Consider the following 16,482-nt stretch of genomic DNA (forward strand, 5'->3'; position numbering starts at 1 on the left):
GCCTACACCGAGAACGCCGACCTCGTCGCCGCCTTCCGCCCCGAGCACCGCGAGTTCCTCACCGCGCTGCACGCGCAGGGCACGCTGCTGCTGTCGGGCCCGCTGGGCGGCGCCCCGGGCGGCCTGCTCGTGGTCTCGGCGGAGACCGTCGAGGACGCCCTCGCGGCGCTCGACGCCGACCCGTTCCGACGCGAGGGCGTGATCATCGACCGCGTGGCCCGCGAGTGGACCGTGGTCATCGGCGAGCTGCCCGGGGCCTGAGCCAAGGGTCGGACGCGTCGTGACGCCGGGAGCGAGCGGATACGGTGTGGGCAGCCTCAGCATCGACACCTCCCAGGGGGTCCCATGACCCGGCGACGTCCCGGCACCGCGGCACTCGCCGCCCTGACCGGCGCACTCCTCCTGCTCGGAGCCGCGGCCTGCGCCGACCCTGACGAGGGAGGCGGTGACGATGCCCTCCCGATCGAGGTCGTCTCGCAGCCGGACCACGAGGGGGAGCCGATCTCCCTGGACCTCCCCGTGCACTCCTCCGGAGCTTTCGAGTTCGATCAGTGGCCCTCGGCCTGCGACCTCGTCGACCAGGAGACGATCCAGGCGGTGCTGCCCGGAGCGACCGAGGTCGCGCAGGAGGCCGAGCCCATGGAGCTCACGCTCCTCGGCCTCGGGACGGGCGCGCAGGACACCCACACGGTCCCCGAGGCCCGCTGCTCGATGAGCGCCGGCTTCGACGCGGACGGACTGCGGCTCGAGGATGGCAACGTGGTCATGAACGTCATCGTCGAGGTGCATCAGGCAGGGGACGCCGAGTTCGTCGAGCGCAACCACCAGCAGCCCGGCGGCGAGCAGGTCGAGATCGGCGACGCGACCTGCACGCCTCAGGACGGGATGGCCTACACCTGCGCGATGGAGAACATCTCCTTCAGCGTGATGATCGACGCCCGGCCCTACGCCCAGTACACCGGCTCCGACGTCAGCGTGTACTCCGTGGACGGCGAGGAGGTCGACTACTCCGAGGACACCGAGGCGTTCCTGACGATGTCCCAGGAGAAGATCCTGCGGCCGATGGTGGAGATCGCCGTCGAGCGGTTGTCCGCCTGAGGCCGGCCCGCCCGGTCAGCCCGCAGGGCGCTCCCCGCGCCGCTCCGCCTCCTGCAGCTCCATCAGCTCGCCCGCGCTCGCACGGGGCAGCGCCGTCTCGCCGACCATCGCCAGCGGGAGCACCTCGGCTCCGCCATGCGCGGCCAGCAGCTCCTGGGCGTGCGGGTCGCGGTGCACGTTCACCCACACCACGTCCTCCCGCGGGTTGCGGAAGGCGACCTGCAACCGGGAGGACAGCGGATCCCCGGGTGCCCACAGCACGATCGCGGTGCCGGGGGATCGGCCCGCTCGGGCGGTGGCCAGCGGCGTGTGCTCGCCCGCTCGCAGCGGGCTGGTCCAGTACGCCATGAACACCGAGAACAGCGCGAGCGCGACGGCGGCGATCCACTGCTCGGCCAGCACCATCAGCACCGTGAGCAGCAGCCCGCCCACCAGCAGCAGGGCCGGCCGGAGCCAGGCGCGGGAGGGACTACGAGCGGGCTGCGGGTTCGAGGGACCCGTGCCGTCGGCGCTCAGATCATCACCGCCGTGTCCAGACGCTCGGTGGTCTCGGCCACCAGCGCGTCCCGCAGCGCCCCGACGGCCGGGATCGCGAGCGCGCCGCGCCGGTTCAGGAGGCCGATCATGCGGTTGTCCAGGCCCGGGATCGCCCGCACCACGAGGTCAGCGGTCGGAGCGGCCTGAAGAGCGGTCTCGGGCATGAGCGCGACTCCGCCGCCGTGCATGATCAGCTGCTGGACCACGATCGTGTCGTCGGTGGAATGGCGCACCTGCGGGGAGAAGCCTGCCCGGCGCGCGCTGGAGATCAGGTTCGCCCGGCAGCGCTCGCACCCCGCGATCCACGGATCCTGCGCGAGATCGGCGAGTGCGAGGTCAGGATCCTCGGCCCGCGGATGGTCGCGCGGCATCACGAGCATCACGCGGTCCTCCATCAGCGGCGCCCACTCCAGCGTGCCCTCGTCACCGATGTCGCTGCAGGGGTAGCGGAACACCAGCGCAAGATCGAGCTCGCCCTCGCGCAGTGCGACGACGGCATCCGGCGGTTCGAGCTCGGAGAAGGTCACATCAAGATCCGGGGCGGTCGCGGAGAGCCGGTTCAGCACCGGGGGCAGCACCATCGCGGCGGCCGACGGGAAGGTTCCGAACTTCACCGATCCGCGCCGCAGCGCGGTGATGTCCGCGAGCTCCTCCTCGGCCGCGTGCAGCTGCGCCGCGATCGCCTCGGCGTGCGCGGCCAGGCGACCGCCCGCCTCCGTCGGCGTGATCCCGGAGGAGGAGCGCAGCAGCAGCTGGGTGCCCACCTCCTTCTCGAGCGCGGCGAGGTGCTGGGAGACGGCGGGCTGGGTCCAGCCCAGCTCGCGGGCGCCGGCCCCGATGGAGCCGTTGCGCACCACGGTGCGGAAGATGAGGAGGCGACGAGGATCCATGCCTCCATGGTAGGCGCAGGTGGCAAGCCTGGCTTATGGGTTGAGGTACATCGCCCAGGTTCGTCTTGCGGGCGGGGGCGGGCGCCCGTCCTGCTCAGTCGAGGATCGCGTACGCCTCGACCTCGACCATCACATCGGGCTCGAAGAGGTAGTCGACCCCGATCACTGACAGGGGTGGCAGCGGCTGCGGGATCCCGAGCTCATTGATGACGCTGTTCAGGCCGGCCATAAACGGTTCCATCATCTCTGGCTGCCAGCGGGCCACGAAGAAACGTAGTCGCACGACGTCAGAGAAGGTGGCTTCGGCCCCGGCGAGGCCCCGAGCAGTGTTGCGCAGGGCGTGGGCGAGCTGACGCGCGAGGTCGCCAGGGGCCACCACTGTCGCGAGTTCGTCGCGATTGATCTGGCCCGCGACGTGGACGTGACGGGACCCTGTGGCGATGGAGACGTGGTGGTACGGGACGGGCTGGAACATGCCCTCGGGAGTGAGCAGCTGGACGGTCATGCGGGGTACCTCCGGTCGGTCGATTAGGTATCCGATGTCTACCTGGTGTTCGAACGGCACTTCAACGAGACTAGGTGTCATGACCGATACCACTCAGATCACGCCTGAACAGCGGGAGCTGCTGGACCAGGTGCTCGACAAATGGTCGCTGCACGTGCTCGACCGGCTCTGCGAACACCCTCACCGCTTCAACGAGCTGCGGCGGTCGATCCCTTCCCTGACCCAGAAGTCCCTCACGACCACCCTGCGCAGGCTCGAGCGAAACGGGATGATCGAGCGGGAGATGCTGAACACTCGGCCGATCGCCGTCGAGTACCGGCTCGCGGCGCTCGGATCCACGTTGCAGACGCTGATCGACGCCCTGCTCGACTGGTCCGCAGAGAACCTTCCGGCCGTCCGACAGGCTCGGGAGCAGTATGAGAGTGCCCGCGACCTGGAGGGACAGGCTGGTCAGGGTGCCGGTATCTCCCGCACCTAGGTGCTCACCCGGTGGACCGGGTCGAGCAGGCTGGGCGGGGATGGGGGTCGAGACGCAGGAGACGTTCCAGCAGGCGAGCCCTGAAACGCATTCCCAGCGGCTTAATGGGGCGCGGGCTCAGGGTCTCCCTGAGCATCGCCCTGACATGTGCGGTGAGGCGCGCTACGTGGTCAGATCGTCCGTCGAATGCGCGGCAGCAGGCTCGTCACTCGCCTCGGAGTCCTCGCGACGGACGGCCTCACGGAACGCGCGGGCACCGTCCGAGAGGCGACCTGCCCCGGAGCGGACGCGACCAGCAGTGTCGCCGCCGAACTGAATCGCCGCACCGGCACCATCGACGCCCGTCCTGACTACCTTGTCACGCATCTCCCCGGCCGCCGCACGCCAGCGCTTCGCCTCCGTGGAGTCGTGACCGTCCTCGATCTCCAGTGCCGTCTGGAACTCGAGCACCCGGCCCACGACGAGGTTGCTGGAGCTGACGGCGGCGCGTGCGAGTCGCGGGGACAGGAGGACTTTGGCATTGGCGCGACGGATGGTGGTGTTCATGCGTTCGAGCAGCTGCTCCGTCGTGCGATGGATCATCGAAAGCCGCTTCTCCCGCGCGGTGCGGAGCCCGAGGCGATGGCGGTCGAGCTCCTCCGGAGAGCTGTCGAGGACTCGGTCCAGCTCGAGGACGGCCAGCGCATCCTGCAGCTGGACGCAGCGTGCGAGCACGGCGAGCCACTCGCGCACCGTGGAATCTGCCGCTTTCGCCTTGGCGGCGAGATCCGGGACGCTCGCCTCCTCGACCTTCTCCGCCTGGGCGTCGATCTGCCGCAGTGCGTAGGCCTCGGTAGTGGCGAGGGTCAGCGCCGAGTTCTGGATCTTGGACCACGTCACCTCCGAGACGCGACCGACCTCGTCGCGGACCACCATGGCCTCTTCGATCATGAGGTCCGCGCCGATCATGTCGGCGAACACCGAGTCCTTCTGCGCGCGCAGGACGTCGCCGACCTTCTCATCGATGACGGCGAGGTATTCGCCGATCTCCTCGATCGCCTCCTGCATCGCCATCTGCGACATAATCGCTCCGGCTGCGGCGAGGGCCGCTGGATTGAGCAGAGCCACCGGCCCCGTGACGAACTGCAGATTCTTGGCGAACTGGCCGTTCGAGGCGCGAAGTGTGGCGTGGAGGTTCCCGCTGGAGACGTTCTTGACCAGCGGCAGAGCCTTCGTGGCGGCGAGCGACTCCGGGGTGAGCTTCATCCAGCGGCCCGAGTTCGCCACGGCCCCGGCGCCGGCGTTCAACGCGCCTGCCACCGTCTTGTACGACGGACCTAGCCGATGGAGCTCGAGCTCCCGGGCCTCGAAGCCGAACGATGTCAGGAACGCGTCGACATCTCCGGGCGCGCCGATCACCGCGAGCCCATCACCGTCTCTGATCACTTCGATCTCGTTCGTCATTCGGCACTCCGGTAAGTCGGGGGCAGCGTCGAGCGGCCGCATCGTCTTGAGTGTCTCTCGCCGATGCGACAGAACGTGCACGAAAGGTCCGAAGACAGTCGACGGAAGAGAAGCGTGATCAATTCGTTGCGGAGCTCGACGTGATGCGGCATCGCGGAGCCCGAGCGGTGGGTCTTCTGATGGCTGAACTACTCATGCTCAGGCCGGCATAGGTCACGGGGGGCAGCAGGAGCGGGTGGAGGAGTGCCGGATCGGGGCACGCGGTCCGGCCGCTCGCCACCCGCCTCACACAGCCGGCAGCCCCAGGTTCTCCCGCAGGGTCGTCCCTGCGTAATCGGCCGGGTACACCCCGCGTTCCTGCAGGCGCGGGATCAGGTGGTCCACGATGTCGTCCAGCCCGGAGGGGATCAGCCACGGGGTGATGTTCAGTCCGTCGATCGCGCCGAGGCGGGCGAACTCCACGAGGCGGTCGGTGACCGCGTCGTAGCTGCCGGTGAAGGTGCCGCGCCTGGCCCCGGCCTTGTTCCGGGCGAACTCGAGGATCGACTGGCCCTTCTCGGCGGCCTCCTCCCGCCAGGCCCGGGTGAGCTCCTCCGCCTTCGCGAACTGGAAGCCGGCGCCGCGGGTCACCCCGGACTCCACCACCTCGGGGGCGACGTCCGGCAGCGGCCCGTCGGGGTCGAAGGTCGAGAGGTCTCGGCCCCAGTACTGCTCGAGCAGGGCGATCGCCTGCTCGGGTCCGATCTGATGGTCGCGCACCCAGCGCACCTTCTCCTCGGCCTCCGTCTCGGTGGGGGCAAGGATGATCTCGGCGCCCGGCAGGATCTTCACGCTGGCCGGGTCGCGGCCCGCCGCGACGGTGCGCTCCACGATTGAGCGTCGGAAGTCGACGGCGGCCTCGAGCGCGCCGTGCGGGGAGAAGACGACGTCCGCCGCGCGGGCGGCGAAGTCCTGCCCGGTCGGGGAGGCCCCGGCTTGGAAGAGCACCGGCCGGCCCTGCGCGGAGCGGGGCAGCTCCCCCTGGGCGCGCACGGAGTAGTGGGCGCCGTCGTGACTGATCTGCTCTCCGGCCCAATACTGCTGGGCGAGCTGCACGAACGCCTCGGCGTGCACGTACCGGTCCGCGTGGTCGAGGTAGCCGCCGCGGCGGAAGTTCTCTCCGGTCCAGGCGTTGTCGGTGGTGACGATGTTCCAGCCGGCGCGTCCGCCCGAGAGCAGGTCGAGGGTCTGCAGGCGTCGCGCCAGATCCACCGGATCGTTGTAGGTGGTGTTCTGCGTGGCGACCAGGCCGATCTTCTCGGTGACCCCGGCCAGTGCCGCGAGCAGGGTCTGCGCATCGGGCCGCCCGGCCACGTCGAGCTCGAAGGGGACCCCGCGGTGCTCCCGCAGCCGCAGACCCTCCCCGAGGAAGAAGGCCGCGAACTTCCCGCGTTCGGCGGCGCGCACCAGCGACTCGAAGGACTCCCACGCCACCTGGTCGCCGCTCTCGGGCAGGCGCCAGATGGTCGAGGAGTTCACCCCCTGGAAGAACGCGCCGAAGGCGAGCTGACCGGTGGGGGTGTGGTCGGGGTGGAGCGGATGCTCGGCCGGGCCGGTGGCGAGCGCGGCGGCCTCTGCGGAGAGCGGTGCATCGGCGAGGGCGGGGGAGGGGGCGGTGCTCATGCGGACTCCTCGCGGGTCTGGTCGGTGAGGTCCGTGCGGCGCGCACGGTCGGCGCGGCGCTCGGGATCGGGGGCGTGCTGGGCGGGGGAGAGTCCCAGGCGCTCGCGCAGGCTCGGGACGCTCGCGCCCGGCGCGCGCCCTCCAGCCGACAGCGCATCGCCGGACACTCCGGCCGACGTCGCACCTCCGGGCTGTCCGGCCGACTTCGCGCCTCCGGGCTGTCCGGCCGATGGCGCGTCACCGGGTGCTATGGCCGACGGCGCACCATCCGCACCTCGCTCGCCCCGGCCCTCCGGAGCAGGGGCGATGAGGTGCCGCTCCCGCAGCGTGGTGATCAGCGCCCCGACGGTGCCCAGCGGGTCGGCCTCGAGGTCGAGACCCACGAGCCGCACCAGGCGCACGGCAGGCCCGTCGACACCGGCCAGCGCTGCCTCGACGACCTCGGCGATCCGCGCGGGGTGGGCTCCGCCGGAGACGTCGATGTCGAGTGCCCGGCCGTCGGCCAGCTCGGTCGCGACGCGCTCGCCGACAGCGCGGCGGTCGGTGTCCGCGACCAGCACGGGCAGCAGCCCCTGCGGGGAGCGGGGCGTGATCGACGGACCGCGCAGCGAGAAGGTCTCGGCCTCGACGTCGGCGTACTGCAGTCGGGAGGCGTCGACATACACGCCGCGCGCCGCGTCTCGCACCACGGCGTCCGGCGCCCACGAGTCCCACACCAGGCGTGCGGCCTCGAGCACGTCGGCCGCCTCGCGGGCGGTCGCCTCGAGCCCCAGCACGGTACGGCCGACGGCGGCGGCCGCCGCAGGATCGGTCTCCGCGGCGAGCAGCCAGCCGGCCCGACCGTGGCTGACATGGTCCAGGCTCATCAGCTGGGTCGCCAGATGGAACGGTTCGACATAGACCGCGTCGGTGCGCGGCAGCAGGCCGAGGGTGCGGGTGAGCGGCGCCAGGAACGAGGCGACGTGGACGGGGTGCAGCCCCCCGTCGCTGATAGTGACCGCGCCGAGGCCCGCCCGTTCGAGATCGGGGGCGAGCTCTGCGAGACGGCCCAGCAGGCCGGGGTCGGCGACGAGGTCCACGGCGAGGACGGGCAGGCCGGGGGGCGGGCCCGCGGCCGCGGGGGTGGCGGCGGACTCCGCGTCGGGGTGGAGGGCGGTGTCGGTCACGGGTGCTCCTTCGTGTGGGCGCGGGACTCGGTGAGGGCCTCTTCGCTGAGCTGCCAGCGGTCCAGGACCTGGGCATAGGTGCCGTCGGCGATCAGTGCGTTCAGCGCCGCCGCATAGGGGTCCACGAGTCCGCTGCCGCCGGCGAAGGTCGCGGCGACCAGGGTCTCGTCGGGCCAGCCGGCGTTGATCCGTCCCTGCAGCTCGAAGTCGTCGCGGCGCGCGGAGATGAAGCTCAGCGAGGCGAAGGGGGAGATGTAGCCGTCCACGCGACCCGAGCCGAGGGCGAGCAGGGTGTCGGCGTCGGAGGAGTAGTGCTTGAGCTCGGCGGGCTCCTTGCCGGCGGCCTCGAGCTCGGCGTTCCAGTCGGTGAGGATCCGCTCCTGGTTGGTGGCGGCGCCGACGGCGATGATCCTCCCGCTGAGGGAGTCGGCATCCTCCAGCCAGTAGTCCGCGCCCTTCTTCACCAGGAACGACATGTACGCCGCGCGGTAGGAGGCGAAGTCGAACTTCTCCAGCCGCTCGGGGTTGACGCCGATGTTCGCGTGGACCACGTCGAACTCCCCGGCCTCGAGCTTCAGCGGCCAGTTCTCCCAGGTGGTGAGCTTCAGCTCGAACTCGAGCCCCAGCTTGTCGGCGACGATCCGGGCGATGTCGACCTCGGAGCCGATATAGGTCTCGTTGTCGTCGGCCAGGAAGGACAGCGGGGCGGAGCCGGTGCCGTTGATCCCCACGCGCAGCACGCCGGAGTCGGCGACCTCGGGCGGCAGCAGTGCGACGACCTCCTCGTCGGCGGTGGCACGGATAAGCTCCTGAGCGCCGGAGGTGTCGATGCCGCCGGCGCTCGCGCCGCCGCCGTCGGAGGCGCCGGTGCCGCCTGGGTCCGCACCTGCGGTCGCGGCGGGCGCGGGGTCGGAGCAGGCTGCGAGCAGGGCGGCGGGCAGCAGCAGGCCGGAGGCGGTGAGGCTGCGACGGGTCAGCTGACGCCGGGCCGATGGGAACCCTGGTGGGGCGGCCGACGGGCCTGGGAGCGTGGAGCCGGCGAGCGTGCTGTCCGCGTGAGGGGAACGAGCAGGGAGGGAACGACGAGTCATGAGCGGTCCTCGGGGAGGTGGAGGGGAAGGTCGGACGGGGAGTCGGGGATGGCGGAGGTGGTCTCCTCACCGGTGCGCACGCGCTGCAGGAAGGCGCGGGTGCGTTCGTGGCGGGGTTGCTCGAGCACCTGCCCGGGAGGTCCCTGCTCGACGATCCGGCCGCGGTCCATGAAGACCACGGTGTCGGCGACGTCGCGGGCGAAGGAGATCTCGTGGGTGACGATCACCAAGGTGGTGCCGGCCCGGGCGAGCGAGCGGATCACCGCCAGCACCTCCTCGACCAGCTCCGGGTCCAGTGCGCTGGTCGGTTCGTCGAAGAGCAGCACCTTGGGCTCGAGCGCGAGGGCCCGGGCGATCGCGACCCTCTGCTGCTGGCCGCCCGAGAGCTGACGCGGATAGACGGCCGCCTTCTCGGAGAGCCCCACGAGCGCGAGCAGCTCCCGAGCCCGGTCCTCGGCGTTCCGCTTCGGCACGCCGAGGGCGCGTCGGGGTGCCTCGGCGACGTTCGCGAGCGCGGTCATGTGGGCGAAGAGGTTGAAACTCTGGAACACCATCCCGATCGCGGTGCGCTGGCGCAGCACCTCGCGCTCGTGCAGCTCGTGCAGCAGGTCCCCCTCGCGGCGGTACCCGATCACCTCGCCGTCCACGCTGATCAGCCCCTGGGTGACGGGTTCGAGGTGGTTGATGGCCCGCAGCAGGGTGGACTTCCCCGAGCCCGAGGGGCCCAGGATCGCCGTGACGGAACCGGGCTCGATGCGCAGGTCGATGCCGCGCAGCACCTCGAGATCCCCGAAGGACTTGTGCACGCCGCGGATCTCGACCTGGCCGCCCCGCGGCGCGGCGGCGCCGTCCGCGGTGTCACCGGCTGCGTCCGGTCCTGCCGCCGGGGTGCGGCGCAGCAGTGTCGTCAGGTTCATGCGGGAGCTCCTGTCGGGGTGGGGCGGCGGCGCAGGCGCGCGCGCAGGGACTGCAGGGGGGTGGGAGGCAGGGTGCGCACCGCGCCCTTGGAGTAGTGGCGTTCGATGTAGAACTGCCCGACGGACAGCGCCGAGGTGATGACCACGTACCAGAGCGTCGCGACCAGCAGCATCGGCAGCACCTGCTGGGTGCGGCCGTAGACCAGCTGGATCGTGAAGAACAGTTCCGCATGGGCCAGCACGTAGACGATCGAGGTGCCCTTGACCAGGCCGATGACCTCGTTGAACGCGGGCGGGAGGATCGCCCGCATCGCCTGGGGAAGCACGATCCGCAGCGAGCGGTCGCGGGCGGGGATGCCGAGCGCGCTGGCGGCCTCGAGCTGCCCCTGGTCCACCGAGAGGATGCCGCCGCGGATCATCTCCGCCGCATAGGCCGCCTGGTGCAGACCCAGGCCCAGCACCGCCGCCAGCATCGGGGTCATCAGGTCGCTGGTGCGGGCGTCGAAGAAGGTCGCGTCGGTGAAGGGGACCCTCAGCGTGACGCGCTCGTAGAGGTAGCCGAGGTTGTACCAGAGCAGCAGCTGCACCAGCAGCGGCGTGGAGCGGAAGATCCAGGAGAACGTCCAGCTCACGCCTGAGATCAGCGGCGACTTCGACAGTCTCATCAGGGCCAGGAGCAGGCCCAGGCCGAAGCCGACCGCGCCGGCCATGACGGTCAGCTTCAGGGTCTCCAGCAGCCCGCGGATGATCGATTCTGCGAAGAACCACTGGGCCACGACGCCCCACTCCCAGCGGGGATTGGTGGCGAAGGAGTAGAGCACGAGGGCGACCACCAGGGCGACGACCACGGCCAGCGCTGCCCGCCCCGGATGACGAGCAGGCACCACGCGCAGGTGCGAGAGGTCCTCGGCAGGGGCGGTGCCCTCCGGGCGCGACATCCCCTCCGCGGCCCTCTCCGGGGTGGACGCGGCGGCCGGGGAGGCCGAGGTCGTGCGGCGCGCGGTCTTGGGGGAGACGACGGAGGAGGTCATGGGGTGCCTTCCGTGACGGGACATGAACCGAGATGCGTTCGGGGTTGCAGGAGCCGACGCTATAAGCGAATCTAATGGACATGCAAGGTGGTAGCTATGGGCCGTCATCATGCGACACAGAAGCACTCCCGCACTGCCCGCACAGCGCCTCAGAAACCCCAGCAGTGCTCAGAAGCGCCCCAGCAGCACCCCAGAAGGGACCTCGACGGATGAACATCCCCGGCACGGCAGCGACCAGCTCGGTCGCGAGCACCCGTCTCGTCCTCGTCGGCGGCGGGCCGCGGGCGATCGGCGTGCTCGAGCGGCTGAGCGCGAATGCCGCCCTGCCCGCACAGGCCGAACTGCTCGAGCGCACGCCGCTGCACGTGGACATCGTGGACCCGCACATGCCCGGTGCCGGACGGATCTGGCGGGCCGAGGAGAGTCCGCTGCTGCTGATGAACTCGCGTGCGGCGGACGTCTCGATCTTCACCGACGAGACCGTGGACTGCGCAGGTCCGATCGTCGCCGGACCGTCCCTGGCCGAATGGGCCGCCGGGATCCGTGAGGGCAGGATCGCGGCCCCCACGGCCGGCACCGAGCGCCTCGCCGAGATCACCGCGCTGCAGGAGACGGACTTCGCGAGCCGCCGCGTGCAGGCGCTCTACCTCGAGTGGTTCTTCGGGCAGGTGCTCTCAGCACTGCCGGAGACGGTCACCGTCACCGTTCATCGCACCACCGCGACCGCGGTGTCACCGGCCGCGCCCGGCGACGGCGCGCGCTGGATCGTCCACCTCGAGGACCGCGCCCCGCTCGCCGCGGACCTGCTGCTGCTCGCCGCCGGGCACACCGACTCGCGCCCGTCGGCCACCCGCCATCATCTGGCGGCCTTCGCCCGCCGCCACGGCGGCGCCTACCTCCCGCCCTCACAGGCGGCCGACGCCCCGCTCGACCAGCTCGCACCGGGCCACGACGTGATCGTGCGCGGCATGGGTCTGGCCTTCGTGGACCTGATGGCCCTGCTCACCGAAGGCCGTGGCGGGCGGTTCGAGCCCGATCCGCTGCCGGGGGAGCCCGGCCGTCTGGCCTACCGCGCCTCGGGGCGGGAGCCCCGGCTGTGGGTGGGGTCGCGCCGTGGCGTGCCCTACCACTCGAAGGTGCGCGGGGAGGGCGAGCCCGCCGGCCCCGGGGACCTCGTGCACGTCACCGCCGAGAACCTCGCAGCCCGCGAGGACGCCGAGGGGCGCCTCGGGTTCCGTCGCGACGTGCTGCCGCTGATCGCCGCCGAGGTCGCGCGCTGGGTGCCCGACGCCCCGCGCGCCGCGGACACCGCTGCAGGCGCCGGGGACGATTCTCCGCTCGCCTGGCTCGACGATCCGCTGTCCTGGCTGCACGGGGACGCGCATCCGCAGGTCACGCGCGACGCGGTGGTGCGGCACATCGAGCACGACCTGCGCGCGCGCACCCAGGGGGACACCAGCTCCGCCCGCGCCCTGTTCCAGCTGCTGCTGCGCCTGCACGGCGTGCTCGTGGACCAGCTGCCCGCCTCCCGGCTGCGCGATGGCGCGGAGGGCGCCTACCCCCGCTGGTGGCACTCGCTGTTCAGCTTCGTCGACTCGGGTCCGCCCCCGCACCGCCTCCACCAGCTGCTCGCCCTCGAACGGGCCGGGGTGGTGCACTTCCTGGGACCCCGCATCGCGGTGACGGCCGAGGAGTCCACCGGGCGCTTCGTCGCCCGCGGCGCGGCCGGGGCGCGAGTGAGCGCGGCGGCTCTGGTCGACGCCTTCCTGCCCGAGACCTCGCTGAGCAGCTCGACCAACCCGCTGCTGCGCGCCCTGGTCACCGGCGGTGCGGCGGCCGTCGGGCGGGACTCCGAGACCTCCCCGGGCACGCTCGAGGTGGACCACGCGCTGCGGGTGATCGGCCCTGACGGCGCCCCGCAGGAGGGGCTGTGGGCGATCGGCTCCTGGACCTCCGAGCTCCCCATCGGCGCCTTCGCCCGGCCTCGCACCAACGCCCCCTGCCACCGTCGCAACGACGCCCTGGCCCGTGAGCTGCTCGCCGCGGCGCAGGACGTCGGTCCCCGTGCGCGCCGCCGGGACGCGTCGGCGCCGCGCCCCGCCGTCGTGGTCCCGGAGCCGACGGCGGAGACGGTCGAGCAGCCGTCCCGGGCGCTGCACAGCCCTCGGCTCGGGGTGCTCGGCCCCGGGAAGATCGGCAGCGCCCTGGCCCGCACCGCCCTGCGCGGTGGCCTCGAGGTGCAGGTCACCGGCCGACGGGAGGCGACCGCGCTCGCCGCGAGGCTGCCCGGTGCGAGGGCTGTAGGCCTCGGGGAGCTGGCCACGAGCTGCGACATCGTGGTGCTCGCCGTCCCGTTGCACGTGGCCCTCTCCCTCCACCCCGATGCCCTCGGGGACGCCGTCGTCATCGACGCCACCAACCCCTGGGGCGAGGCGGACGCCGCCGCCGTCGCCGCGGCGCGGAGCGCACTGGGGGACCAGGAGGAGGTGCTGTCCACGAGCGAGCTGCTCGCGGCCCGGCTGCCCCGGGCGCGGGTGGTGAAGTCGCTCAACCACATCGGCTATCACGACGTCGAGGACCACGGCCGCGAGGACGGTCACCCGGAGCGGCGGGCGATCGCCGTCGCGGCGGATGATCCCCGCGCTGCCGATGTGGCCGGTGCTCTGCTGCAACGGCTCGGCTACGAACCCGTGAGCGTGGGGACCCTCGCCGACGGGCGGGAGCTCGAACCCGGGGCCGCGCTGTTCGGCACCTGGAGCACTGCGGAGGAGCTGACCCGGCGTCGACAGGAGCAGATCCCCGCGGTGTGAGAACCGGGCAGGCGAGGCGCCGGGGACGTGCTCATCGGTGACACATCATCGGCGAGCATCTCGGCGGGGCGCGCACGAGGGTGAGCACGCTGATGACAGCATGCCGGCATGAGTGCTTCCGTCGTCGGCCGGCTCCTCTCCGGCCTGGCGGAGAACGCAGTGCTGGGGCTCGGGGAGCCGACGCACGGGACCGCTGAGGCGTTCGCGGTGAAGCTCGAGGTGATCCACGAGCTCGCACGCTCCGGTCGCCTCGCGATGATGGCGGTCGAGGAGTCCTTCACCGTGGGGCTCGGCGTCGACGCCGCGCTGCGCGGGGAAGGGGATCTCGACGCCGCGTGGGACCGGGGCAGCTCGCTCTGGGACACCGTCACGATCCGCGAAGGCCTGCGCACGCTCCGGACGATCACCGAGACGTTCCCGCGGGAACGCCGTCCGCGGTTCCTCGGCGTTGATATCTCCAAGCCCTATCGCACCGCTCGCGCCCTGCAGGATCGTGGAGCCCGGTCACCAGTGCTCGACGCCGTCGCCTCCCGCGCTGACCTCCCCGCCGACGCGGTCACCGAGCTGATCAGCCTCTGTCGGACCTTCGAGTCCGTCGAGGACTCCGTGACAGCAGGGCTGGCACGGAACCTCCGACGCCACGCCGACGCCTACCTCCTCGCGCCGCACCTCTCACGGCTGCACCGCCGCGACACCCACATGGCCGACACCCTGCTCGAGAACCTGCCTCGCCGCGGGATCACCGTGCTCTGGGCGCACAACGAGCACCTCGCCCGGAACCCCGAGGGCTGGGGCGACGGGCCGACGATGGGTCACCTGCTCGACCGGGCGCTCGGGGAGCGGTACGTGTCCGTGGGGATGCTGTGCGGCCAGGGGGAATGCCGGGCGGTGGACCCCTCGACCGGCAGCGACGACTATGCGGCCGTGCCGCTGCCGCCACTGCACGCGGACACCACCGACCACGCGCTCGCACAGCTCGGCACACCCTTCGTGACCGGCGAGGAGTTCACTCATCCCGGTCCACGTCGATTCATCGGCTGGCAGGTGGACACGTCCCTGTTCGACGACGCCCGGGACGTGCGGGACACCTTCGAGATGCGGCGTCCCTCCACCGACTTCTGGGCCCTGGTGCACCTTCCGCGCAGCACGGCGGACGTCACGGCGGCGCGCGCAGAGCCGCAGTAGACGCGCCGGGCTCGGCTGCCGCTCAGGCGTGCCGGTGGCGCTCGTCGCGGCGGGCGTGACCTCGCTCGACAGGAACGACAGGCCGATCATCACGACCGCTATGTCGAGGTACGCCCAGCCGTCGGCCGCGTTCAGGGGCAGGAAGTTCGCCGTCGAGGCCGGGGCGACGAGCAGGCCGAAGATCCACAGCACGGCGGCGAGGCCTCCGGCGATCCGCAGGTAGCGTCGTGCCGAGTACGAGAACCGCGACTGCGCGATCCCGGCGGCGCCGAGGAGCAGATGGACGATGTTGTGCAGGAAGGACACCTCGACGCTGTGGATCTCAGGCTACGTCCGCCCCGAGCCGATCGGAAGGGGGCGGTGGCCTGGACGGACGACCCCGTCGTACGGCGCTCGGGGATCAGCGCAGGTCCTTCTCCATCCGTTCATCGGTCTCCGTGGCCGAGCGGCGCACGTCCTCGTCGTCCACGGCGACCTCGGGGCTGCGCCTACCATGGGCGCATGATGAATCGATGGGGGAACGACGATCACGGGCCGGGTGGGGACCCGTCCTGGCTGGGTGGCAAGGACCGCGGGAGCGGTGGTGCTCCTGAGAGCGACGGTGGTGGGTGGTCATCGGGCTTCTCCTCCGACGTCGCCTCCGAGAGCTCGGGCTCGGACTTCGCGCACCGGGGGTCCGACTCCGCCGCCCGCTGGCAGGCGCAGGAAGCGGAACAGATGGCGCCGCGCTTCGGGGAACGCGCCGACGGCGATGCCCGCACGTCGAGCGGGGGAGAGGACTCCCCGTGGATGGCGGGCTTCGCCGGTCAGGAGAGCGCCGGGTCCGGCAGTCAGAAGTCCGGGCTCTCCAAGCTGCTCGGTGCGGTGGTCCCAATCTTCGCTCTCGTGATCTTCGGAATCGTCGCCGTGAACATCTTCGGAGGCTTCAGCGGCGGGTTCGGCTTCTGGTGGATGTTCCTGTTCATCGGCATCCCCCTCCTCAGCAAGGTGGTCCGCGCGCTCCGCAAGCACCTCGACGGCTGACCCGGGTCAGCCCGTCGCCAGGCGGTACACCGCCCCGTCCGGAGACCGGGTCAGCACGCCGGCATCCACCGCATCCCGTCGCACCAGTGCGACATCCTGCGCGAACATCGCGATCGAGGCATTCAACTCCGCCTCGGACAGTGAGCGCTCCGTTCCGATGCGCTCGAACACGAGTCGCGCGATCCTCCCGCTGACCTCCCGGGACTCCTCGGTCTTCACCGGGATTCCGTTGAGCCTGCCCACGTCGAGGATCGCCTGGTCGGAGCGCAGCAGGGCGAGAGCCGCGGTGGTCTCGCGCAGCGCGTCCACATCGACCCCGCCGTCAGCGCCCAGCCAGTCGAGCCGGGAGAGCGGGCCGCGCACCTCCTGCGCGTCGGCCGCTGCCTCCCCGGCGAGGAGCCGTCCGATCTCCGGCCGCAGCGTCGGCGAGGACAGCATCGAGAACAGCATCCGTGCCCGCCCCAGGGGTGTCGCGAGATCGTGGTCGGTGGCCATGGTGGTGCCTGCTTTCGCCGTCGGGAGCAGCACTCAGGATGTCACGGGTGACGGCACCGCCCAGCTGCCTCCGCAGCATGAGAGGGGTACCGGCAGGCCCTCCCTGTTCGCGGTGCGCGGTGCCAGTATGAGATGACCGAGCGGGCACCGC

At 71.6% G+C, this 16,482-nt stretch carries 16 protein-coding genes and 1 pseudogene; 6 read left to right on the plus strand and 11 right to left on the minus strand.

Annotated features, from left to right (window positions below; genetic code table 11):
- Together VF289_RS08220 and VF289_RS08225 are read left to right on the plus strand one after the other, a co-directional pair.
- Window positions 1–261: YciI family protein (locus VF289_RS08220; protein WP_330882942.1), on the plus strand; the 261-nt coding region annotated here is incomplete at its 5' end.
- A gap of 84 nt (window positions 262–345) precedes the next feature.
- A complete protein-coding gene (locus VF289_RS08225; RefSeq protein ID WP_330882945.1) occupies window positions 346–1,098 on the plus strand; it encodes a hypothetical protein in 753 nt (250 codons plus the stop codon).
- A gap of 15 nt (window positions 1,099–1,113) precedes the next feature.
- Here VF289_RS08225 and VF289_RS08230 read toward each other — a convergent pair whose 3' ends face one another.
- The 3 genes from VF289_RS08230 to VF289_RS08240 all read right to left on the minus strand — a co-directional run bounded on the left by VF289_RS08230 (window position 1,114) and on the right by VF289_RS08240 (window position 3,030).
- Entirely contained in the window at window positions 1,114–1,530 is a 417-nt protein-coding gene (locus tag VF289_RS08230) for a hypothetical protein (RefSeq protein ID WP_330882948.1), read from the minus strand.
- 80 nt (window positions 1,531–1,610) lie between these two features.
- Window positions 1,611–2,525 (minus strand): LysR family transcriptional regulator, encoded by a 915-nt coding sequence (locus VF289_RS08235; RefSeq protein ID WP_330882950.1) that lies wholly within the window; start codon window positions 2,523–2,525, stop codon window positions 1,611–1,613.
- Between the two features lie 94 nt (window positions 2,526–2,619).
- Complete coding sequence (locus tag VF289_RS08240) at window positions 2,620–3,030, minus strand: RidA family protein (RefSeq protein WP_330882952.1); 411 nt, start codon at window positions 3,028–3,030, stop codon at window positions 2,620–2,622.
- A gap of 79 nt (window positions 3,031–3,109) precedes the next feature.
- Between VF289_RS08240 and VF289_RS08245 the strand changes: the two genes are divergently transcribed.
- Window positions 3,110–3,508, plus strand: a complete 399-nt coding sequence (locus VF289_RS08245) for a helix-turn-helix domain-containing protein (protein ID WP_330882954.1) — start codon at window positions 3,110–3,112, stop codon at window positions 3,506–3,508.
- 162 nt (window positions 3,509–3,670) lie between these two features.
- Here VF289_RS08245 and VF289_RS08250 read toward each other — a convergent pair whose 3' ends face one another.
- The 6 genes from VF289_RS08250 to VF289_RS08275 all read right to left on the minus strand — a co-directional run bounded on the left by VF289_RS08250 (window position 3,671) and on the right by VF289_RS08275 (window position 10,725).
- Window positions 3,671–4,951, minus strand: a complete 1,281-nt coding sequence (locus tag VF289_RS08250) for a hypothetical protein (RefSeq protein WP_330882956.1) — start codon at window positions 4,949–4,951, stop codon at window positions 3,671–3,673.
- 285 nt (window positions 4,952–5,236) lie between these two features.
- Window positions 5,237–6,613 carry an LLM class flavin-dependent oxidoreductase gene (locus tag VF289_RS08255; RefSeq protein ID WP_330882958.1) on the minus strand — a complete coding sequence of 459 codons (1,377 nt, stop codon included), beginning with the start codon at window positions 6,611–6,613 and terminating at the stop codon, window positions 5,237–5,239.
- Window positions 6,610–7,779: an LLM class flavin-dependent oxidoreductase gene (locus VF289_RS08260; RefSeq protein ID WP_330882960.1), complete on the minus strand. Its 1,170-nt coding sequence runs from the start codon at window positions 7,777–7,779 to the stop codon at window positions 6,610–6,612. The genes VF289_RS08255 and VF289_RS08260 overlap by 4 nt, the downstream gene beginning before the upstream one ends.
- On the minus strand, window positions 7,776–8,870 hold the full coding sequence (locus VF289_RS08265) for an ABC transporter substrate-binding protein (protein ID WP_330882962.1): 1,095 nt from the start codon (window positions 8,868–8,870) through the stop codon (window positions 7,776–7,778). Before VF289_RS08265 ends, VF289_RS08260 begins: the two co-directional genes overlap by 4 nt.
- Complete coding sequence (locus VF289_RS08270) at window positions 8,867–9,787, minus strand: amino acid ABC transporter ATP-binding protein (protein WP_330882964.1); 921 nt, start codon at window positions 9,785–9,787, stop codon at window positions 8,867–8,869. The genes VF289_RS08265 and VF289_RS08270 overlap by 4 nt, the downstream gene beginning before the upstream one ends.
- On the minus strand, window positions 9,784–10,725 hold the full coding sequence (locus VF289_RS08275) for an amino acid ABC transporter permease (RefSeq protein WP_414644458.1): 942 nt from the start codon (window positions 10,723–10,725) through the stop codon (window positions 9,784–9,786). Before VF289_RS08275 ends, VF289_RS08270 begins: the two co-directional genes overlap by 4 nt.
- A 302-nt stretch (window positions 10,726–11,027) precedes the next feature.
- Between VF289_RS08275 and VF289_RS08280 the strand changes: the two genes are divergently transcribed.
- Together VF289_RS08280 and VF289_RS08285 are read left to right on the plus strand one after the other, a co-directional pair.
- Window positions 11,028–13,628 (plus strand): FAD/NAD(P)-binding protein, encoded by a 2,601-nt coding sequence (locus VF289_RS08280; protein WP_330882968.1) that lies wholly within the window; start codon window positions 11,028–11,030, stop codon window positions 13,626–13,628.
- Window positions 13,629–13,736: 108 nt separating this feature from the next.
- Window positions 13,737–14,813, plus strand: a complete 1,077-nt coding sequence (locus VF289_RS08285; protein ID WP_330882970.1) for an erythromycin esterase family protein — start codon at window positions 13,737–13,739, stop codon at window positions 14,811–14,813.
- Window positions 14,814–14,897: 84 nt separating this feature from the next.
- Here VF289_RS08285 and VF289_RS08290 read toward each other — a convergent pair.
- Window positions 14,898–15,119: pseudogene (locus VF289_RS08290) on the minus strand (DUF4383 domain-containing protein); the annotation flags it as partial.
- Between the two features lie 195 nt (window positions 15,120–15,314).
- Here VF289_RS08290 and VF289_RS08295 point away from each other — a divergent pair.
- Window positions 15,315–15,836 carry a hypothetical protein gene (locus VF289_RS08295; protein WP_330882972.1) on the plus strand — a complete coding sequence of 174 codons (522 nt, stop codon included), beginning with the start codon at window positions 15,315–15,317 and terminating at the stop codon, window positions 15,834–15,836.
- A gap of 6 nt (window positions 15,837–15,842) precedes the next feature.
- Here the strand turns inward: VF289_RS08295 and VF289_RS08300 are convergent, their stop codons facing one another.
- Complete coding sequence (locus VF289_RS08300) at window positions 15,843–16,331, minus strand: DUF2087 domain-containing protein (protein ID WP_330882974.1); 489 nt, start codon at window positions 16,329–16,331, stop codon at window positions 15,843–15,845.
- Window positions 16,332–16,482: the final 151 nt, after the last annotated feature.

This window comes from Brachybacterium sp. (genome assembly GCF_036379615.1).
Taxonomy (GTDB): domain Bacteria; phylum Actinomycetota; class Actinomycetes; order Actinomycetales; family Dermabacteraceae; genus Brachybacterium.